The sequence below is a fragment of the Duganella hordei genome (assembly GCF_040369125.1).
In the GTDB taxonomy this organism is placed as follows: domain Bacteria; phylum Pseudomonadota; class Gammaproteobacteria; order Burkholderiales; family Burkholderiaceae_D; genus Rugamonas; species Rugamonas hordei.
This window is the reverse complement of sequence record NZ_BPWI01000005.1, coordinates 480,031-499,942: the sequence shown is the minus strand read 5'-3', so window position 1 is coordinate 499,942 and position 19,912 is coordinate 480,031. Positions and strand designations below refer to the sequence as shown.

Here is a 19,912-nt window from a genome sequence, read left to right as displayed (position 1 = left end):
GGCTGGCCCTGGGGCTGCTGGCCGCGCGCCGCCTGCTGGCGCCGCCGTCGCCGTCGAGCGCGCCATGGGCCGCGCCGTCCGCCCCGCCATCGCCGCACGCCAGGTGGCGGCACTGGATGGCGGGCTGGCGGCCGACCCCGCTGCAGCGGCGCTACCTGATCAAGCACCGCGCGTTCTGGCATTTTTCATTGCCGGCCAATCTGCTCAATGCCGCCGTCGGCCAGCTGCCGCTGCTGATCATCGGCGCGCGCCACGGCGCGCTGGCCGCCGGCCTGTACGCGCTGACGCTGCGCGTGCTGGCGGCGCCGATCTCGCTGCTGGCCGCCTCGGTGCTGGAAGTGTTCAAGCGCGAATCGGTGCGCCAGTTCCAGAACGACGGCAATTGCCGCCCGGCCTACCTGCACGCGCTGCGCGTGCTGCTGCTGCTGGGCTGCCTGCCGTCGCTGGTGCTGTTGCTGGCCTCGCCGGCGCTGTTCAGCTTTGTCTTCGGCCCGGCCTGGCGCGGCGCCGGCGAACTGGCGCAGATCCTGGCGCCGCTGTATTTCCTCAACTTTATCGCCAGCCCGCTCAGCTACGTGTTCTTCGTCGCCGGCCGGCAAAAGATCGAGCTGGTCTGGCAGGTCGCCCTGTTCGCCATGACCATCGCCGCGTTTGCCGCGCCGCTGACGCTCAAGCAAAGCGTGCTGGCCTACACGGTCGGCTACTCGCTGCTGTACCTGCTGTACCTGCAGATGTCCTACCGCTACGCGCTGAACCGCGATGTCCCGGGGAGGAGGCTCCATGCGGCAGGCTGAATCGCCGGCGGCAGGCTTCCCCGCGCGGGGGCGGCAGCGCGGCCCGGCTCGCGCCCCTGCCCCGGCACGCGCGCCGGCGCGCGCCGGCCTGCTCGGTCCCGGCTATGCGGAACTGGCCTTCTTCCTGCTGTTCCCCGGCTTCTTCTTCTACCAGACGCTGCTGGGGCTGGGCCTGATACGCGCCTACCTGGGCGGCTATTTCGCCGTCATCTCGCTGCTGATGCTGCCGCCGCTGCTGCTGTCCTATCTGCGCCGGCTGCAGGTGCGGCACTACCAGCTGCCCCGCGTGGACGCCGCCTTCCTCGCCTTCCTCGCCTACTTCGCCGCCATCGTCGCCTGCAACGCCGCCGGCGCCAACCCGGTCATCACCAGCCATCACGTGCTGGCCCTGGTCTACCTGTTCAACCTGTTCGTCATCTTCATCTCGCTCGATTTCGACAGCCGCCGCTTCCGCTGGACCCAGCTCGCCAGCCTGGCCGGCATGTCCTTCATCGTGTTCGCGTACTCGGTCGACGGCGCGTTCTACCTGGCCGCGCTGGGCGCCGCCCGCGATCCGGACAGCGTCGCCACCTACCAGGGTTTCTCCCGCTCCTACCTGCTGCCGCTGGCCGTGATGCTGGCCTGCACGCCGCAGCGCAGCCTGCGCTGGGCGCTGTACGCGCTGGGCCTGCCCACGCTCTACATCAACACCGCCCGCAGCGAGTTCGGCGCGCTGCTGTTCCTGATCCCGCTGATCGAGCTGCACACGGCGCGCCACCGCCTGCTGATGCTGGCCGCCTTCATCGGCGCCGCCGCGCTGATCCAGTTCAACCTGCGGGACATCCTGGCCGTCGTGCCCAGCAACCGCACGCTGGAGCTGCTGGACCTGTCGCAGTCGAGCTCGGCCAGCATGCGCCACGAGCTGACGCTGCAGGCGCTGGCCACCATCGCCCGGCATCCTCTGCTGGGCGACTACGCCAGCTACCAGGTCGGGCTGTATGCGCACAACGTGCTGTCGGCCTGGGTCGACCTCGGCCTGCTGGGTTTTGTCGCGCTGCTGCTGCTGCTGATCTACCCGCTGTGCCAGATGGCGCTGCACGCCTATGCGCTGGGCGAGCGCGCCAACCGCCGCCCGCCGTTCGTGCTGGCCTGGAGCCTGCTGGCGATGACCCTGATGCTGCTGTGCCTGTCGCACTTCTTCAGCGACATGCAGATCGGCGCCGCGCTGGGCGCCTACGCCCGCTACCGCCGTGGAGAAGGCCATGCTTAGCATCGCCCACCTGACCTCGGCCCATCCGCGCTACGACAGCCGCATCTTCGGCAAGCAATGCCGCACCCTGGCCGAGCACGGCCACCAGGTCGCGCTGGTGGTGGCCGACGGCCACGGCAACGACTACCGCCACGGCGTGCGCATCCTCGACGCCGGCGCCACCAGCGGCCGGCTCGACCGCATGCTGTCGGGCACGCACCGCGTCTACCGCCTGGCGCTGCGGCTGCGCGCCGACATCGTCCAGCTGCACGATCCGGAACTGCTGCCGGCCGCGCTGCTGCTCAAGCTGCGCGGCCACAAGGTCATCTTCGACGCCCACGAGGACGTGCCGCTGCAGCTGCTGGGCAAGCCCTACCTGGGGCCGTCGTCGCGGCGGCTGCTGGCCGCCGCCTACGCCCGCTTCGAGCACCATGCCTGCCGCCTGCTCGACGGCGTGATCGCCGCCACGCCCACCATCCGCGACAAGTTTTCGCTGATCAACCGCAGCACGATAGACATCAACAACTTCCCGCTGTCCGACGAGTTCAGCGCCGATCCCGGCTGGGAGCACAAGCCGCTGCAGGTGTGCTACGTCGGCGGGCTGAGCGCGATCCGCGGCATCGCCGAGCTGGTGCGCGCCTGCGAGCTGCTGCGCACGCCGGTGCGGGTGCGCCTGGCCGGCAGTTTCGGCGAACCGGCGCTGGCCGCGCGGATGCGGGCCCTGCCGGGATGGGGCCGCATCGACGCGGTCGGCCTGCTCGACCGCGCCGGCGTCGGCGCCATGCTGGCCGCCTCGCGCGCCGGCCTGGTCACGTTGCACCCCACGCCCAACCACCTGGACGCGCAGCCGGTCAAGATGTTCGAGTACATGGCGGCCGGCATCCCGGTGATCGCCTCCGATTTCCCCCTGTGGCGCGGCATCGTCGAGGGCAATGGCTGCGGCGTGTGCGTCGATCCGCACGACCCGGCCGCGATCGCCGCCGCCATCGACTACCTGGCCGGCCATCCGGACGTCGCCCGCCGCATGGGCGAGAACGGCCGCGCGGCGGTGCGGACGCGCTACAACTGGGGCAGCGAATCGATCAAGCTGCTGCGCTTCTATGAATCTCTTTGACCATCTGCGCCTGATCGGCGACATCGCCCGCCTGCCGCGCGCCCGGCTGCGCTTCGACGCCGCGCTCAATCCGGCTCTGATACAACGCACCCACGCGCTGTTCACCATGCAGCATCCGCGCTACCGGCTGGTGCGGCACAAGACGCTGGGCATCGCGCTGATCGACCTGCGCGCCTACGCCAGCGGCGCCGACTACCTGCACGCGCTGCGCCATAAGGACAATGCCGGCTACCAGAGCCGGCGCGCGCGCCGGCGCGGCTACAGCGTCGAGGAAATCGACCGCAACGACTACGTCGACGACATCCACCGCATCAACACCTCGCTGGCCGAGCGCCAGGGCCGGCCGATGGATCCGGCGTACGCCGACAAGATAGAGCGCTATTTCGCCGTCGACAGCTTCCGCTACTTCGGCGTGCTCGACCGTGACCGCCGGCTTGCCGCTTATTGCGACGTCGGCATTTATGGCGACTTTGCCGCCACCGACCGCCTGCTGGGCTACAAGAACAGCAGCGGCGTCATGTATCTGCTGCTGGCGGACATCGCCTGCCGCCTGATCGACGACGGCCGCTACAACTACTTCATGTACGACACCTACCTGGGGGCCAAGCCCGGCTTGCGGGAATTTAAAAAGAAGCTGGGCTTCCAGCCCTATGTCATTCACTACTCCATCCATTGAGGGGCTTACATGTTAACCACGCTCACCCGCCATTGCCAGTTGATCCTGGACGTAGCCAGACTGCCCGTGGCCAGCCTTTGTTTCGACACCAGTCTCAATCCGGAAGACGTCAGGGAAACCCATCGCAACTTCACCCGTCCGCATCCCAGGTACAAGGTGTTTGGCCACAAGCAGCTCGGCGTCGCGCTGATCGACTTGCGCCGCCACGCCTGCCCGACCGCCTACCTGGACAGCCTGACCGGCCAGCACGGCGGCGCCGGCTACGCCAGCAAGGCCAGGCGGCGCGGCTACAGGCTGGCCGAGATCGACCGCAACGCGCACATCGACGAGATCCACGACATCAACACCAGCCTGAGCACCCGCCAGGGCCGGCCGATGGACGCCAACTACCGCGAAAAGAAGCTGCACTACGACACGCAGTGCAATTTCCGCTACTACGGCGTGTTCAACAAGTTCGGCAAGCTGATGGCCTACAGCAATGTCGGCCGCTACGGCAATTTCGCCGCCTTTTCCCAGCTGATGGGCTACCGCAACAACGACGGCGTCATGCACCTGATGGTGACCGACATCGTCGCCCTGCTGCTGCTCGAGCGGCAGGCCGGCGGCGGGCCGGACTACCTGATGTACGACACCTTCTTCGGCGCCCAGGCCGGGATGCGCCACTTCAAGACCATGCTCGGCTTCGTCCCCTACCGCGCGCGCTACAGCCTGCTATGAAGAGCGCCATCAAGACCATCGCCCGCCGCATCTACAGCGACTACCTGATGCCGTCGCGGCTGCATCACTACGAGGCGCTGCTGCGGCAGGCGCGGCGGGCCGGCTACCGGCAGACGTCGGTGCGCTCGTGGCTGGAAACGCTGCGCCAGGGGGAAGCCGGCGGCGACCGTCCGGTGCTGGTGCACCGCCACGACATCGACACCGACCTGGCCACCGCCCGCCGCATGTTCGCGCTCGAGCGCAAGCACGGCGTGCGCGCCAGCTATTACTTCCGGTTGTCGACGCTGGACTTCGAGCTGATGCGCGAGATCGAGCGCTACGGCAGCGAGGCCAGCTACCACTACGAGGAGATCGCCACCTACGCCAAGCGCGCCCACCTGAAGGCGCCGGCGACGGTGCGTGCGCGCATGGCCGACATCCGCCGCGAGTTCGAGGGCAATTTCCACCGCATCGAGCAACAGCTGGGCAGCAAGCTGCTGACGGTCGCCAGCCACGGCGATTTCGCCAACCGCCGCCTCGGCATGAGCAACTGCGAACTGCTGGACGACCCGGCGCTGCGCCGGCGCTGCGGCATCGCCGCCGAATGCTACGACGCCGCGCTGATGGACAGCTTCGACCTCTACATCAGCGACCGGCCGCACCCGCAATATTTCCATCCGATGCCCCCGCAGCAGGCGCTGGGCCGCCATCGCCGCATCTGCCTGCTGACCCACCCGGTGCAATGGCGCACCAACTGGGCCGCCAGCAGCGGCCACAACCTGCGGCGCGTGCTCGAAGCCTGGCGCTGGTGACCCGATGAACATCCTGCTCATCAACCACTACGCCGGCTCGGTGCGCCACGGCATGGAATACCGGCCCTACTACCTGGCCCGCGAATGGGTGCGCGCCGGGCACAGCGTGCGCATCGTCGCCTCGGCCACCTCGCATCTGCGCGCCCGCGCGCCGGTGCTGGGCGGGCGCGCCGTGCTGGACGAGATCATCGACGGCATCCACTACCGCTGGCATGCGACACCCGGCTACCACGGCAACGGCCTGGGCCGGGCGGCCAATATGGCGGCCTTCGTCGCCGCGCTGTACCGCGGCGCGCGGCCGCTGGCGCGGGACTTCCGGCCCGACCTGGTGATCGCCTCCAGCACCTACCCGGCCGACATCTGGCCGGCGCACCGCATCGCCGCGCTGGCCGGCGCGCGGCTGGCGTTCGAGGTGCACGACCTGTGGCCGCTGTCGCCGATGGAGCTGGGCGGCATGCCGCGCTGGCACCCGTTCATCCTGCTGATGCAGGCGGCCGAGGACTACGCCTACCGCCACGCCGACGCCGTGATCTCGATCCTGCCCAAGGTCGCCTCGCACATGGCCGCGCGCGGCATGGCGCCGCACAAGCTGCACGTGGTGCCGAACGGCGTCGCGCTGGCCGAGTGGGAGGCCAACGCCGCGCCGCTGCCGGCGCCGGCCGCCGCGCTGCTGGACGGCCTGCGCGCGCGCGGCCGGCTGGTGGTCGGCTATGCCGGCAGCCACGGCCTGGCCAACGCGCTCGGCACGCTGCTCGACGCGGCCGCGCTGCTGCGCGGACGGCCGCTGTCCTTCGTGCTGGCGGGCGCCGGCCCGGACAAGGAAGCGCTGCGGCGCCAGGCCGCGGCCGCCGGCCTGCGCGAGGTGCATTTCCTGGCGCCGCTGGCCAAGCAGCACATGCCGGCGCTGCTGGCCCGCTTCGACATCGCCTACCTCGGCTGGCGACGCCAGCCGCTGTACCGCTACGGCATCGCGCCCAACAAGCTGGGCGACTACATGATGGCGGCGCGGCCGGTGGTCCATGCGGTCGAGGCCGGCAACGACCCGGTCGCCGAGGCCGGCTGCGGCCTCAGCGTGCCGCCCGAAGATCCGGCCGCGCTGGCCGCCGCCATCGCCCGGCTGGCCGCCATGACCGGCTCGGAGCGCGCGCTGCTGGGCCGGCGTGGCGCCGAGCACGCGCGCACCCACCTCAACTATGCGCTGCTGGCCGACCGCTTCCTGTCCGCCTGCGGCGCGCACAGCGACCAAACCCGCCAGCCCTCCAGGAGACCGCCATGAAACCGTCCCATCCGCAGCAACCCGCCCCGGCCGCGCCGGCGCGCGACTTCCTGCCCTTCGCGCTGCCGGACCTGGGCCAGGAAGAGGCCGACGCCGTGCTCGATTGCCTGCGTTCCGGCTGGATCACCAGCGGCCCCGTCAGCAGGCAGTTCGAGCAGGACTTCGCCGCCTGGCTGGGCGGCGGGGTCAGCGCCATCGCCGTCAACTCCGCCACCGCCGGCCTGCACTTGGCGCTGGAGGCGCTCGGCATCGGCCCCGGCGACGAGGTCATCGTGCCCACCATGACCTTCACCGCCACCGCCGAGGTGGTGCGCTACCTGGGCGCCGAGCCGGTCTGCGTCGACGTCGACGACGCCACGCTGTGCATCAGCCCGCCCGCGATCGCCGCCGCCGTCACGCCGCGCACGCGCGCCATCATCCCGGTCCACTACGGCGGCCTGGCCTGCGACATGGATGCCATCCTGGCGCTGGCGCGGCGCCATGGCCTGCGCGTGGTCGAGGACGCCGCGCACGCCTTCCCCACCATCCACCGCGGGCGCCTGGTCGGCACGCTCGACAGCGACGCCGCCGTGTTCAGCTTCTACGCCAACAAGACCATGACCACCGGCGAGGGCGGCATGGTGGTCAGCCGCGACCCGGCGCTGTGCCGCCGCGTCAAGGTCATGCGCCTGCACGGCATCAGCGAGGATGCGTTCGACCGCTACACGTCGCCGCGCCCGGCCTGGTTCTACCAGGTGGTCGCGCCCGGTTACAAATACAACCTGACCGACATCGCCGCCGCCATCGGCCGCGAGCAGCTGCGCAAGATCGAGCGTTTCCTGCAGCGGCGCCAGGCGCTGGCGCGCGGCTACGCCGAGGGCTTGCGCGGGCTGCCGCTGCGGCTGCCGCCGGACGCCGGCCCCGGCTGCCAGCACGCCTGGCATCTGTACCCGGTGCGCCTGACGGCCGCCGCGCCGCTGGCGCGCGACCGCCTGATCGAGCTGCTGGCCGAACGCGGCATCGGCACCAGCGTGCACTACATTCCGCTGCACCGCCAGCCCTACTGGCGCGAGCGCTACGCCCTGCGTCCCGAACAGTTCCCGCAGGCCGACGCCAGCTACCAGTCGCTGCTGACGCTGCCGCTGTACACCCGCATGCGCGACGCCGACCAGAGCCGCGTGATCGCCGCGCTGAAGGAGCTGCTATGCTAGCCAAACGCCTGTTCGATATCGCCGCCGCGCTGGCCGGGCTGCTGCTGCTGGCCCCGCTGCTGCTGCTGCTGGCGGCCTGGATCAAGTGGGACACGCCCGGCCCGGTGCTGTTCCGCCAGCGCCGCGTCGGCCGCCACGGCGTGCCGTTCAACATCTATAAATTCCGTACGATGCAGGCGGCGGCCGAGGATGTGGGGCAGCTGTCGCTGGCCGACGATCCCCGCGCCACCCGCGCCGGCGCGCTGCTGCGGCGGCACAAGCTGGACGAGCTGCCGCAGCTGGTCAACGTGCTGCTGGGCCAGATGAGCCTGGTAGGACCGCGGCCCGAGGTGCCGCGCTACGTGGCCCACTACCCGCCGCAGGCGCGCGAGATCGTGTTGTCGGTCGCGCCCGGCATCACCGACTGGGCCGCGTTGCACTTCCGCGACGAGGGCGAGATCCTGCGCCGCGCCGCGGATCCGGAACAGACCTATCTGCTGCAGATCCTGCCGGCCAAGCTGGACTATTATGTGCGCTACGTCCAGCAGCGCAGCTTCCGCAGCGACCTGCGCATCCTGTTCTGCACGCTGAGGACGCTGCTGCTCGGGCGCGCGCAGGAGGCGGACGCCGCCGTCCAGCCACGCCTGCGCTGGCTGGAGCAAAGCCGGCTGGCGCCGCAGGACCGGCAGTCGCTGCTGATCGCGCTGCTGCGCGGGCTGGCGGCGCTGCAGGTGGCCGCCGCCCACCTGCGCGCGCAGGTGTTCCCGGGCCTGAGCACGCTGGAAGCGCCTTCGTGGTGGTACCAGGCGCTGGCCTTCGCCACCGGCTTCGCCCACCAGGCGGTGGTGGTGTTCTTCGTCATCAGCGGCTGGCTGGTCGGCGGCAGCCTGCTCGACCGCATCGGACAGCCGCATGCGTTGCGCGACTACGCGGTCGACCGCATGACCCGGCTGTGGATCGTGCTGCTGCCAGGCATGCTGCTGATGTTGCTGCTTGCGCTGGGCAGCGGCGCGCTGGACCCGGCCGCGCCCAGCCTGTCGGCCGCCAACCCGTGGTCGCTCACCAGCCTGCTCGGCAACCTGGCCGGGCTGCAGACCATGGCCGTGCCCTCGTTCGGCGGCAACTTCCCGCTGTGGAGCCTGGCCTTTGAAACCTGGTACTACGTGCTGTTTCCGCTGCTGGTGCTGAGCCTGCGGGGCGCGAACACCACCCGCCAGCTGGGCGCGGCCGCGCTGGCGCTGTCGATCGCGGCCTGCCTGCGCACCGACATCCTGCTGTATTTCACCGTCTGGCTGATGGGGGTGGCCGCCTCGCGCGTGCGGCTGGAGGCCAGCCGCACGCAGCGCTGGCTGTTCGCGCTGACGCTGCTGCTGGTGGCGCTGTTCTTGCGCCTGCTGGGCCAGAATGGCGACCTGGACCGGAATTCCTGGCTGCAGGATATGTTCTACAGCCTGCTGTTGCTGCTGTGCCTGTGCAGCGCCGGCCGCCGGGACGCGACGCCGGCCAGGCGCCGGCTGGCGTCGTTCAGCAACTTCATCGCCGGCTTCTCGTTCACCTTGTATGTGCTGCATGTGCCGCTGTTGCGGATGCTGTGGGACTATCGGGGCGGCGCCCTGCTGTCGCCCAACGAACCGGCCAGCATCGCGGTGTATGCCGCCATGCTGGCCGTATGCGTGCTGCTGTCCTACCTGTTCCACCTGCCGTTCGAGGCGCAGACCGCGCGGCTGCGCCGGCGCATCAAGCTGGCGCTGGCGGAGCGGGCCGGCCAGCCAATGGCCGGCCCGGCCGCGCCGGCGCCGCGCGACGCCGCCTGAGCGGCGGCGTCTCGCCGCCTTACTGGTAGGCGCCTATGCTCACCGGCGAGCGCGGCGTGCCCTCGATGTCGACCGACGGCGCGTAGGTGGTGGTGCCGGCGCCCTTGGCAGGCGAGCTGCTACGCAGGTGGAAGTCCGGCGTGCCGCTGCGGCTGTAGGCGACGAACTGCGGATCGGCGCTCACCGATGCCGCCGCCGTCAAGCCGTTGCGCAGGCTCACGTTGTAGCTGCTGTTCTGGTACACCAGGTTATTGTTGTAGGTGTTGTGGGTACCGGTCGAGCCCTGCTCGGAGATGCCGTAGGTATTGTCGTAGACGATGTTGTTGACCACGTGGGTGTAATCGTCCGGCGAGGTGCGGAAGTAGAAATCGCCGCCGCCGACAATGATGCCGGTATGGGAGTTGCTCACCGTATTGTTGGCGATGATGACGTTGTTGGCGTCATGCCACAAGTGGATGGCCGCTTCCGCTACACGGTAGACGACATTGTTGACCACGCTGCCCGAGGTGCTGAGGTAGATACCCTGCACAAACGTGCAACCCGCAGGGCCGATATCGTGCACGACATTGCCTGTCACGTCGCCCGCCACGCCGTGATAGTAGGAGTCGACGCCGATCGCCGAGCCACCGTTGCTGTTGCAGCCGCTGAGCGCGATGTGGTGCACGTGGTTGTTGCGGATGGCATCGTAGGAACCGCCGTTGTAGATGCCGTGCTTCCACGCGGTGCTGGAGCTGCCGTCGACCTCGAAGCCGTTGATGTCGACGTAGTTGCCGCGGTTGTCCCAGCCCGTGTCGCTGCTGGAACCGGCCACCGGCACGATGCGCGCGCCCCATTTCGTCGTCGAGACGAAATAGATGCGTCCGCTTGCGGTGCCGCTGACGGTGGTCGTGAAACCGCCCGGGTAGGTGCCGGCCGCGACGTGCACGGTGGTGTCCGGACGCGCCAGCGCGGCCGCGCGGGCGATCGTCTTCAGCGGCGAGCCCTGGACGCCGGAGTTGCTGTCCGAACCGGTGGTGGCCACGTACAGGTGGTTGGCGGTGGCCGGGACTGGCGATGGCGTCGGCGTCGGCGTTGGAGTCGGGGTCGGCGTTGGGGTTGGAGTCGGCGTTGGGGTTGGAGTCGGCGTCGGCGTCGGCGTCGGCGTCGGAGTTGGCGTCGGCGTGGTGCCGACATACTCATACGCGCCGATATCGCCGGCGCCGCCGGACGGACGCGCCATGCCGTCCAGATCGGTCGGCGGCAGATCGGTCGCCAGCGCCCTGTTGATCGCCGGCGACGTCGACTGCAGATGATAATTTCCACCGCCGGTGCGCACGTAATTGACGAACTGCGGCGGCGCCGCCACCGTCGCCACCGCGAAACTCTTGCTGAGCAAGAAAGCATAAGCAGTCTGCAAGTACATCAGATTATTGCTGTAGGTGTTGTGCGCGCCAAGGTTGCCCAGCTCTATCACGCCGTAGACGGTGTCGTACACGATGTTGTTGGAAACGCGGGAGTAATCGCCGGCCGTCGTGGCATGGTAGTAATCGCCGCTCCCCACCACGATACCGGTATAGGAGGCGAAGATCGTGTTATTCGTCACATTGACGCGCGATGCGTCATGCCACAGATTGACGGCCGCGTTCGACACGCCGTAGATCAGGTTGTTCTTGACGTCGCTGTCGGCGGTATTGACGTAGACCCCGTACATGGTCTTGCAGCCGCTGGCGCCGATGTCGTGCACGACATTGGCCAGCACGTCGTTGCTGGCGCCGCTGTAATAGCTGTCGGAACCGATGCCGCCGCCGGAGGCGCAGGCGCCCTGCCCGATGTGGTGCACATGGTTGCCCTGCAGCGCGGCAAACGAGCCGCCCGTGTAGAGCCCGGTGCTCCAGCGCGTGCCGGCCTGCACCGCGCTGCCGTCGACTTCGAAGCCGACGATGTCGACGTAGCTGCCGCGGTTGTCCCAGCCGAACGCCGACGACGAACTGGCCGGCGGCACGATCTTCGCGCCCCACTTGGTATCCGACACATAGCGTATCCGCGCCGTCGCCGTGCCGCTGGCGCGGGTGACGATGCCGCCCGCATAGCGGCCCGCCGAGACGTGCACCACGGTGCCGGCCGTGGCGGATTGGGCAGCTCTGGCGATCGTCAGGAATGGCGCCGCCTGCGTGCCCGGATTGCTGTCCGAGCCGGTCGTGGACACGTATAAGGCAGAGGTCGCCACAGCGTCGTTGTAGCTGACGCTGGCGGCAAGCTGAGCCGGTGGTGACACCGTGGAGGTGGCGGCCAATTCGCCGCTCCCGCCGCCGCACGCGGCAAGCAGGACGGCGCATGCGCCGTAACCCACGATGTTGACATGTCCCTGCGACAGGTAGTTGACAGAATTTTTCATCAAACGTTCCTCGTTCATGAAGTGAATGAGGTAGGTTTGATTCAAATCAAATTCTATAGTTCAATGCTTTTAGAAAAAAATTCTGACAAGATTTATTTACGGCAGGAATAGCTGCCATCAGGCATCGCAAAGGCATCGCACCTAAGCGTCATTGAACACCACGCCATGGGGCGCGATGCCGGCCCGGTTGAGGCGCTGCACCGACTCGCTGAGCTCGGCTTCGGTGGTGACGCCGGCGCGCGCCACCAGGAACACGGCGCCGGCCTGCGCGCCGATGAGCAAGGCGTCGGCGGCGGCCAGCACCGGCGGCGCCGTCATCAGCACCACGTCGTAGCGCGCGTCCAGCGCGGCCAGCAGCAGCGCCAGGCGGCGTGGCTGCAACAGCTCGGTTTGCTGTGGCGCGGCGCTGCCGGCCGGGATGAAATCGAGCCAGGGGGCGACGTTGTGGCGCACCGCCTGGTGCGGCTGCAGCGTGCCGGCCAGGCATTCGGCCAGGCCGCCGGCGCGGTCGACGCCGAACTTGTCGTGCAGGCGGCCGTCGCGCAGGTCGGCGTCGATCAGCAGCGTGCGCTTGCCGCCGGCCGCCAGCAGCAGCGCCAGGTTGACCGACACGAACGACGCGCCCACCCGCGCGGTCGGCCCCACGCAGCTGACGATGTTGTTGCGGCTGTGCGGCAACACGAACAGCAAGGTGGCGCGGAAGGCGCGCAGGCTCTCGGCGGCGGCGTCGTCGGGCGCCGCCTGCGCCAGCAACAGCGGCGCCTGCTTGCGCGCCTGGCGCCGCAGCTTGTCCTGGCTGCGGCTGTGCGGGATCGTCGCATGCACCGTGTGCGTGCCCAGCATCGCCTCGATGCGCTGCGGATCGTCGATGCCGCCGCGCACGGCCCGGCTGGCAAAGGCCAGCAGGGCCCCGGCGAACACCCCCGTCACCAGCCCCAGCAGCACGATCAGCGGCCGGTTCGGCTTCAGCGCGCGCTCCGGCGCCACCGGCATGTCGACCAGCCGCACGTTGCTGATGCGCCCGACCGCCATCACCCGCAGCTGCTGCGCCGTGTTCAACAGCGCCGTGTACAGGTCGCTGGTGACCTTGACGTCGCGCACCAGCCGCGACTGCTCCTGCTCCAGCAGCGGCAGCTTCTTGATGCGCACCTCCAGCTCGGTGAGCTCGCGGTTCGATTCGCGCAGCTGCTGGTTCAGCGCCTGCAGCACCGGATGCTCGTCGGTGTAGCGCCCCAGCAGCTCGGTGCGCTTCTGGACCAGCGCGCTGCGGCGCGCCTGCGCGGCGGTCTTGCTGTCGAGCGCGATGCGCACCTCCTGCTCCATGTTGATCGTCTCCTGGGCGCTGCGGAAGCCGTTGTAGCGGGCCTCGGCGGTCTCCAGCTGTTCGCGCAGCGCCGGCAGCTGGTGGTCGAGGAAGGCCAGCGTCTTCTCGGCCTCCTCGGTGCGGCGCGCCAGATTCTGCCGCATGTATTCGCTGCCGATCTGGCTCAGCGTCGCATACACCTGCTGCGCATCGGGCCCCTGCAGCCGCACCTCGATCACGCCGGACTGCTTGCCCTGCTCGGCGATCTGCAGCGCCCGCTGCACCTGCTCCAGCGCCGCCAGCCGCGTGGTGCGGCGCAGGATGAAGCGCACGCCGGGATTGCCGCGCAGCCGCGTCACCAGCAGCTCGACCACGCCGCCGTCACCATTCGCCCGCGCCAGCGTGCCCACCCTGCCCTCGATCAGCACCCGCCCGCCGCCGTCGCTCAAACGGTAGCGTTCGCCGCCCAGCGCGGTGACGGTGTAATCGCGGTTATACATGCCGTCGGGCACCTCGAAGCGCGCGACCTCCAGCTTTTCCGCGCCCCACGCGTAGCCGCCGTAGCCGAACAGCCCCGGCTCCGACAGCCGGCCACCGCCGCGCGCGGCGATCCATTCGCCGCCCAGCGGAAAATAACGCGGCGTGGCCTGGATGTACAGCCGCAGCGTGTCGACCGCCCGCGTCACCACCATGCGCGAGTGCAGCAACTCCATTTCCGCGATCGCCGCCTTCTTGGTCTCGAACAGCGACGACACGTCGTTGAGGATGTTCTTGGACGCGTTCGGGTTGTCCTCCTCCACGTGCAGCAGCATGTTGGCCTCGTACACCGGCCGCGCCGCCAGCGCGTACAGCAGCGCCGACAGCGTGCACAGCAGCGCCACCGACACGATCAGCCAGCGGCAACTGTACAGCACCCGGAAATACGCGCGCCACGGCAGCGCGCCCGGCTCCGGTTCCGGCGGCGGCGCCACCCGCTCGATCAGCTGGGCCGGCGCGGCCACGCCGCGCAGCGGACGCAGCAGCGAGGAAGACGAGGAGTCGTGGGGATCGTTCATGGCGCGCTCACGGACGGGTTGCGCCGACGGCCGACGACAGCTCGCCCGGGAACAGCTGGCTGATGGCGCGGTGCCAGTTGGCCAGGCCCGACGAGGCCACGTACACGACGTCGCGCGGCTGCAGCTCGAAGCGCTCGGCCAGCGCCAGCGCCTGCGCCGGCCGCGCGTCCAGCCGGTACACGCGCGGCCCCTGCGGGCTCTGCCGCACCACATAGACCTGGCCGGAATCGGCGCTCTGCGGATTGAGGCCGCCGGCCTCGCCCAGCGCCTCGTTCAGGGTCAGGCGGCCGTCGTGCATGGTCAGCGCGCGCGGCGTCAGCACCTCGCCGGCGACAAACACCTTGCTCTCGTCGCGCGGCGGCACCCGCACGATGTCGCCGTCGGCCAGCATCAGCACGGCCGGATGGCGGCCGCCGGCCAGGGTGCGCAGCAGGTCGATGCGGTGGCGCTGGCCGCCGCGCTCGACCGTGATGCGGCTCTGGTCGGCGCTCGGCAGCAGGCCGCCGGCGCGGTTCAGCGCCTCCAGCAGCGTCATCGGGATATCGTTGATGGCCTGCAGGCCCGGCGCCTTGACCTCGCCGTCGATATACACGCGCTGACTGCGGTAGGCCTGCACGCTGAGCGTGACGCGCGGATCGCGGAAGTAGCGCGCCAGCCGCGTGGCCAGCAGCGCGCGCGCCTGCTCGCGCGTCAGCCCGGCCAGCGTGATGGTGCCGGCGAACGGGAAGTTCAGCTGGCCTTGCTGGTCGACCACGAAGTTGGCGGCCGGCGGCCCCTGCACGTAGGCGTCGGCGCTCAGGTCGCGGGCGACGGCGCCGGTCAGCTCGGGATGGTCCCAGACGGTGATCGCCAGCACGTCGCCGGGGCCGATGTGGTAGGCGCCGTCGGTCGAGGTCCCCGCCGGCGCCGGCACGTCCGGCACCGGCGGCGCGCTGGCGCGCTGGCGTTCGGCGTCGAGCAGCTGCGGCGTGATCGCGATGACGGCCGCTTCGTCCGTCGCCGACGCGCTGTGCAGGTCGCCCGCGCAGCCGGACAGCACGCACAGGCAGAACAGCAGCAAAAAAAAGATACGGCACAAACCGGACAAACGGAAAGTAGACATGGCGGCCACCGTGGCTCGGAACTAGGTTCAGAGTAGATGGGCGCCCGGCAGGCGGCCTTGTTGCAGATCAAACGCGCGGCTAAGCGAGCAGGCAGGCGTCGCGCGGCGGCACAGGCTGCGTCTGCTGCTTGAGCAGCAGCTGGCGCAGCTGCTCGGCCGGCAGCGGACGGCTGAACAGATAGCCCTGCATCTCGTCGCAGCCGTTCTCGCGCAGGAAGCTGCGCTGCTGCTCGGTCTCCACGCCCTCGGCGATCACGCGCAGCTTGAGCCGGTGCGCCAGGCCGATGATGGAGCTGGCGATGGCTTCGTCGCCCTCGCTGCAGCCCAGGTCGCGCACGAAGGACTTGTCGATCTTCAGCGTGCTGATCGGGAACGACTTCAGCGCCGACAGGCTGGAGTAGCCGGTGCCGAAGTCGTCGATCGACAGCGACACGCCCATCGCCCGCACCGCCGCCATCTTGTCCACCGCCTGCTGCAGGTCGCGCATGATGACGCCCTCGGTCACCTCCAGCTCCAGCCATTCCGGCGCCAGGCCGCTCTGCGACAGCGCCAGCGCCACCCGCTCGACCAGCCGCTGCTCCTCGAACTGGCGCGGCGACACGTTGACCGAGATCCGCAGCGGCGCCAGCCCGGCGTCCTGCCACGCGCGGTTCTGGCGGCAGGCCGTCTGCAGCACCCACTCGCCCAGCGCGACGATCATGCCGCTCTCCTCGGCCAGCGGAATGAAGCGGTCCGGCCCGATGAAGCCGTGCTCCGGATGTTCCCAGCGCACCAGCGCCTCGACGCCGAACACGCGGCCGGTGCGCAGGTCCACCTTGGGCTGGTAGACCAGGCGGAACTGGTCGTCGTCCAGCGCGCCGCGCAAGCCCTCCAGCAGCACCAGCTTTTCCTCGATGCTGGCGTTCATGCCGCGGGTGTAGAACTGGCAGTTGTTCTTGCCCAGTTCCTTGGCGCGGTACATGGCGGTGTCGGCGTGCATCAGCAGCGTGCCGGCGTCGGCGCCGTCGTCCGGATAGACCGCCACGCCGATGCTGCAGCTGACCTGCACTTCCTGCCCGCCCAGCATGATCGACTCGAGCACCGCCTCGCGCACCCGCTCCAGCACCGACGCGGCGGCCGCGCCGTCGTCGGGCTCGGTCAGCACCAGCACGAACTCATCGCCGCCGAAGCGGCCGACGGTGTCGCCGGCGCGCAGGCAGCCGCTCATGCGCTCGGCCACCACCTTCAGCAATTCGTCGCCGGCGTTGTGGCCCAGGCCGTCGTTGACCAGCTTGAAGCCGTCCAGGTCGATGAACGCCACCGCCACCGCGCCGCCGCTGCGCTGCGCCTGGGCGATCGTCATGTCGAGGCGGTCGCCGATCAGGCTGCGGTTCGGCAGGCCGGTCAGCGTGTCGTGGTGGGCCAGGTGCAGCATGCGCTCCTCGGCCAGCTTGCGCTCGCTGATGTCGCGCACGATGGCGACGATGCCGCCTTCGACCGGCACCACCTGCTGGTGCAGCCAGCGCGCGCGCAGCTGCGGTATCGTGCTTTCCCATTCCTGCTCGTGCACGCCGCCGACCCGCGTCACATGCACCAGGTGGGCGAACAGGCCGGTCTCGCGCGCCTGCGGCATCAAGCCGCACAGCGTCATCTCGCACAGCCGGCTCTTGCTGAAGCCGGTCATTTTCTCGGCCCGCGAATTGGCGTCGACGAACGTGAAATCGATGATCTCGCCGCCCACGTCGCGCACCTCGCGCATGACGAAGAAGGCGTCCAGGCTGGCCGCCGACGCCGCCGCATAGGTTTCCTGCGCGCGCCGCACGCGGGCGCGGTTGCGCGCGCCCTGCCACGACCACAGCCACAGCAAGGCGGTGCTGGCCAGCAGCACCGCGCTGACCACCGCCGCCTGGATCAGCTTTTCGCGGCGCTGGCGCTCGAAGCCGGCCATCAATTCGCCCTCCGCCAGGCCGACCACCACGTTCAGCCCCACGCCGTGCAGCTCGCGCATGCCCATGTAGCGGCGCATGCCTTCAAAGCTCGCGATCACCCCGGCCGGCTTGTCCATGCGCTGGCCGAACGACAGCTTGTCGCCGATGCGCAGCGAGCGCACCACGCCGTCGCCGCCGACCAGGCCCAGCATGCCGTACTCGCCGAGCCGGCTGCGTTCGTAGCTGCTGGTGAAATAGGCCGGATCGGTTTCGACGATGACGATGCCGGCGAAATTGCCGGCATCGTCGTCGAGCCGGCGGGTGAAGTGCAGATGCCATTCGGTGTTGGCGGCGTCGCGCGTGGCCTGGCTGACGTAGGTGCCGCCGCTGTCGCGCTCCTGGTGGAACTTGAAGTACGCCTGGTCGGCCACCGAGATCGGCAGCGCCTGCGGATTGCTGGCCACCGTCATGCCGCTGCGGTCGACGATGCTGACCACGAACACCACGCCCGGCGGCAGCAGGCCCTCGCGCCCCAGCTCCGGCAGCGCGCCCAGCGCGCCCTTGCGCTCGACGGCGTACTTGAGCACGCGCAGCGTCTGGTCGATGCCGTCCAGGCTGCGCGCCACCTGCGCCTCGTAGGTGCCCAGCATGTCGCGCAGCGAATCGGCCGCCGCCTCGCGCGCGTGGATGCGCTCGACGGCGATCTCCTGGTACGCCACCACCCAGATCGCCACCAGCAGCAGCAAGGCGAACAGCGGCAGCGAGAAGTGCGTGTCCAGCCCGCGCCGCAGCCAGCGCGCGCGCAGCGTGTCGGTTTTATGGGTGGCGTCGGTAGCGGTATTCAAGGGGTCACCAGCACGGCCTTGACGCTGGCGTCCAGCGCGCTGCGGTCGATGTAGCCTATCATCGACGGATTGTCGGCCACCATCCTGCGCACGGCGGCGCTGCTGGCCAGTTCGCGCGGCGGCTGGCCGCGTCCGGTGAACACCATCTTGGTCCAGTAAGCCTTCATCAGCGCCGGCGACCTGGCCGCCACCCTGCTATAGAACTCGTCGCGCAGCGGGCTGCCCAGCGGCAGGTCGAGCGCCACCGCCTCGTCGCCGCCGGGGAAGCGCCCGGTCTGCGCCAGGAAGATGTCGACGACCTGTTCCGGGCGCAGCACCGACAACGGATTGCGCGCCGAGACGATGACCACCAGTTCGGCCGGACGCGCGGCGCCGGCCGCCGACAGCAGAAGCAGCGGCAGCAGCGACAGCGCCAGCAGCCGTCGGAGTGTCAGTGGAAGAGCGTGCATGGCAGCCCCCTCAGAACACGAAGTCCAGCGCGGCGCTGAACACGCCGACCGGGCGCCCCGAGCGGAAGCCCGGCAGCACGTTGATGAAGGTGCCGTTCGAGCCCTGCCGCGGCGTCAGGCGGTCGTACTGCAGCTTGAGCGCGTAGTTGGCGCGCCAGTCCCAGCGCGCGCCGACGGTCACGCTGCGCTGGCGCGGGATGGTCGCCAGCAGCTCGTTCAGGCCCGCGTTCAGTTGCGCGCCGGCGGCCGCCAGCGGCGGCGGCAGCTGGCCCAGACTGAGCCCGGCGCTGCCGGTCTCCGTGTTCGCGTGCGAGACGGCGTAGCCCACGTACGGCGTGATGTCGCCGTAGCGGTAGCCGGCGCTCAGGTAGGCGACGGTCTTGTCGCCGAGGTAGGAACGGGCGTTCATGCGGCCGATCTCGCCCATCAGGAACCAGGTGCCGGGATCGTAGTTGAAGCCGATGGTGACCACGTCCGCGCGCTTGGCCCGGAGGTCATAGCGCTCCGTCAGCGCCACACCCTGGGGCCCGAACAGCGCCATGCCGTCGAACAGCTCGCGCGCAATGTCCACCGACAGCTCGGTCGTCATCGCGCTGGCGCGCACCGTCAGGTTGCCGCAGGTGGTGGTGTCGGACAGGCCGATCAGCGCGCGCGCCTTCGCCTTCGCCTGCGCCGTGATGTCGATGGTGGTGCCGCCGAAAAAGACCTGGGTGACATGGTTGACGTCGCCGGTGCTCCAGCGGTAGCTGGCGTCGACGCCGTCGCTGTTGCTGATCGGGATGCTGCCGTACACCTCCACCGGCGGCCGCACCCACGGCAGCGCATAGCCGGCCTTGCGGTAGTCGCCGGCCAGGAACAGCGGCAGCGCGATGCGGCCCAGCCGCACGCTCAGGTCCGGCGTGGCCTGGTATTTGACGTTGGCCCACTCCACCGCCGGCGTGTAGCCGTTCTCCAGCGTGCGTTCGGACACCAGCTGCAGCACCGCCGACCATGAGCTGTTCAGGTTCAGGCCCAGCTGCATGCCGATGCGGCTGTCGACGTTGGCGCTCCACTCGCGGCTGCGGCCGGCGGTGCCCGGATTGAGTACGTTGGCCGTGAAGTCCGCCTGGTTGTCGTTGCTGCGGACCACGCCCAGCGTGCCGTAGCCGCCGAAGGTCCACAACGGCGCGCCGTCGGCCGCCGCTCCGGGCGCGGCATCGCCTGCCCGGGCGATACAGCAGCCCAGCATGAGGATGGCCGCCATGGCGGCGCGCGTCGGGGAAAAATCAGCGGTCATTCGTGGTCCTGTCTATCGTGTT

At 69.7% G+C, this 19,912-nt stretch carries 15 protein-coding genes; 9 read left to right on the top strand and 6 right to left on the bottom strand.

The window, feature by feature from the left end; all coding sequences use genetic code 11:
* The 9 genes from ABWW33_RS15365 to ABWW33_RS15325 all read left to right on the top strand — a co-directional run.
* Positions 1–794 (top strand): oligosaccharide flippase family protein (locus tag ABWW33_RS15365; RefSeq protein WP_353402621.1); only part of this gene is annotated, 794 nt, incomplete at its 5' end.
* Positions 781–2,043 carry a hypothetical protein gene (locus ABWW33_RS15360; RefSeq protein ID WP_353402619.1) on the top strand — a complete coding sequence of 421 codons (1,263 nt, stop codon included), beginning with the start codon at positions 781–783 and terminating at the stop codon, positions 2,041–2,043. The genes ABWW33_RS15365 and ABWW33_RS15360, both read left to right, overlap by 14 nt.
* Positions 2,036–3,136: a glycosyltransferase gene (locus ABWW33_RS15355; protein WP_353402617.1), complete on the top strand. Its 1,101-nt coding sequence runs from the start codon at positions 2,036–2,038 to the stop codon at positions 3,134–3,136. Before ABWW33_RS15360 ends, ABWW33_RS15355 begins: the two co-directional genes overlap by 8 nt.
* Positions 3,123–3,812, top strand: a complete 690-nt coding sequence (locus ABWW33_RS15350) for a GNAT family N-acetyltransferase (protein ID WP_353402615.1) — start codon at positions 3,123–3,125, stop codon at positions 3,810–3,812. The genes ABWW33_RS15355 and ABWW33_RS15350 overlap by 14 nt, the downstream gene beginning before the upstream one ends.
* A 9-nt stretch (positions 3,813–3,821) precedes the next feature.
* Positions 3,822–4,529: a hypothetical protein gene (locus tag ABWW33_RS15345; RefSeq protein WP_176654025.1), complete on the top strand. Its 708-nt coding sequence runs from the start codon at positions 3,822–3,824 to the stop codon at positions 4,527–4,529.
* Complete coding sequence (locus tag ABWW33_RS15340) at positions 4,526–5,320, top strand: polysaccharide deacetylase family protein (RefSeq protein WP_218087908.1); 795 nt, start codon at positions 4,526–4,528, stop codon at positions 5,318–5,320. Before ABWW33_RS15345 ends, ABWW33_RS15340 begins: the two co-directional genes overlap by 4 nt.
* A 4-nt stretch (positions 5,321–5,324) precedes the next feature.
* Positions 5,325–6,596, top strand: a complete 1,272-nt coding sequence (locus ABWW33_RS15335; RefSeq protein WP_353402613.1) for a glycosyltransferase family 4 protein — start codon at positions 5,325–5,327, stop codon at positions 6,594–6,596.
* Positions 6,593–7,786, top strand: coding sequence for a DegT/DnrJ/EryC1/StrS family aminotransferase (locus ABWW33_RS15330; protein ID WP_353402612.1), 1,194 nt, complete (start codon positions 6,593–6,595; stop codon positions 7,784–7,786). Before ABWW33_RS15335 ends, ABWW33_RS15330 begins: the two co-directional genes overlap by 4 nt.
* Positions 7,780–9,579, top strand: a complete 1,800-nt coding sequence (locus ABWW33_RS15325; protein WP_353402611.1) for a sugar transferase — start codon at positions 7,780–7,782, stop codon at positions 9,577–9,579. The genes ABWW33_RS15330 and ABWW33_RS15325 overlap by 7 nt, the downstream gene beginning before the upstream one ends.
* Positions 9,580–9,598: 19 nt before the next feature.
* Here the strand turns inward: ABWW33_RS15325 and ABWW33_RS15320 are convergent, their stop codons facing one another.
* The 6 genes from ABWW33_RS15320 to ABWW33_RS15295 all read right to left on the bottom strand — a co-directional run bounded on the left by ABWW33_RS15320 (position 9,599) and on the right by ABWW33_RS15295 (position 19,890).
* On the bottom strand, positions 9,599–11,953 hold the full coding sequence (locus tag ABWW33_RS15320; protein ID WP_353402610.1) for a choice-of-anchor Q domain-containing protein: 2,355 nt from the start codon (positions 11,951–11,953) through the stop codon (positions 9,599–9,601).
* A gap of 141 nt (positions 11,954–12,094) precedes the next feature.
* A complete protein-coding gene (locus ABWW33_RS15315; protein ID WP_353402608.1) occupies positions 12,095–14,311 on the bottom strand; it encodes a GNVR domain-containing protein in 2,217 nt (738 codons plus the stop codon).
* A gap of 7 nt (positions 14,312–14,318) precedes the next feature.
* A complete protein-coding gene (locus ABWW33_RS15310) occupies positions 14,319–15,413 on the bottom strand; it encodes a polysaccharide biosynthesis/export family protein (RefSeq protein ID WP_353402607.1) in 1,095 nt (364 codons plus the stop codon).
* A 79-nt stretch (positions 15,414–15,492) separates the two neighbouring features.
* On the bottom strand, positions 15,493–18,165 hold the full coding sequence (locus ABWW33_RS15305) for a bifunctional diguanylate cyclase/phosphodiesterase (protein WP_353402605.1): 2,673 nt from the start codon (positions 18,163–18,165) through the stop codon (positions 15,493–15,495).
* Positions 18,162–18,614 (bottom strand): type 2 periplasmic-binding domain-containing protein, encoded by a 453-nt coding sequence (locus ABWW33_RS15300; RefSeq protein WP_176654017.1) that lies wholly within the window; start codon positions 18,612–18,614, stop codon positions 18,162–18,164. The genes ABWW33_RS15305 and ABWW33_RS15300 overlap by 4 nt, the downstream gene beginning before the upstream one ends.
* 10 nt (positions 18,615–18,624) lie before the next feature.
* The gene (locus ABWW33_RS15295) at positions 18,625–19,890 is read right to left on the bottom strand and encodes a porin (RefSeq protein ID WP_353402603.1); all 1,266 of its coding nucleotides are present in this window, start codon (positions 19,888–19,890) and stop codon (positions 18,625–18,627) included.
* Positions 19,891–19,912 lie beyond the last annotated feature (22 nt).

Excerpts from the sequence above, each read along its gene's own strand:
- ABWW33_RS15295 (WP_353402603.1), bottom strand. The coding sequence starts at position 19,890 with ATGACCGCTGATTTTTCCCCGACGCGCGCCGCCATGGCGGCCATCCTC.
- ABWW33_RS15340 (WP_218087908.1), top strand. The coding sequence starts at position 4,526 with ATGAAGAGCGCCATCAAGACCATCGCCCGCCGCATCTACAGCGACTAC.
- ABWW33_RS15345 (WP_176654025.1), top strand. The coding sequence starts at position 3,822 with ATGTTAACCACGCTCACCCGCCATTGCCAGTTGATCCTGGACGTAGCC.
- ABWW33_RS15325 (WP_353402611.1), top strand. The coding sequence starts at position 7,780 with ATGCTAGCCAAACGCCTGTTCGATATCGCCGCCGCGCTGGCCGGGCTG.
- ABWW33_RS15310 (WP_353402607.1), bottom strand. The coding sequence starts at position 15,413 with ATGTCTACTTTCCGTTTGTCCGGTTTGTGCCGTATCTTTTTTTTGCTG.
- ABWW33_RS15355 (WP_353402617.1), top strand. The coding sequence starts at position 2,036 with ATGCTTAGCATCGCCCACCTGACCTCGGCCCATCCGCGCTACGACAGC.
- ABWW33_RS15315 (WP_353402608.1), bottom strand. The coding sequence starts at position 14,311 with ATGAACGATCCCCACGACTCCTCGTCTTCCTCGCTGCTGCGTCCGCTG.
- ABWW33_RS15360 (WP_353402619.1), top strand. The coding sequence starts at position 781 with ATGCGGCAGGCTGAATCGCCGGCGGCAGGCTTCCCCGCGCGGGGGCGG.
- ABWW33_RS15320 (WP_353402610.1), bottom strand. The coding sequence starts at position 11,953 with ATGAAAAATTCTGTCAACTACCTGTCGCAGGGACATGTCAACATCGTG.
- ABWW33_RS15330 (WP_353402612.1), top strand. The coding sequence starts at position 6,593 with ATGAAACCGTCCCATCCGCAGCAACCCGCCCCGGCCGCGCCGGCGCGC.
- ABWW33_RS15350 (WP_353402615.1), top strand. The coding sequence starts at position 3,123 with ATGAATCTCTTTGACCATCTGCGCCTGATCGGCGACATCGCCCGCCTG.
- ABWW33_RS15300 (WP_176654017.1), bottom strand. The coding sequence starts at position 18,614 with ATGCACGCTCTTCCACTGACACTCCGACGGCTGCTGGCGCTGTCGCTG.
- ABWW33_RS15335 (WP_353402613.1), top strand. The coding sequence starts at position 5,325 with ATGAACATCCTGCTCATCAACCACTACGCCGGCTCGGTGCGCCACGGC.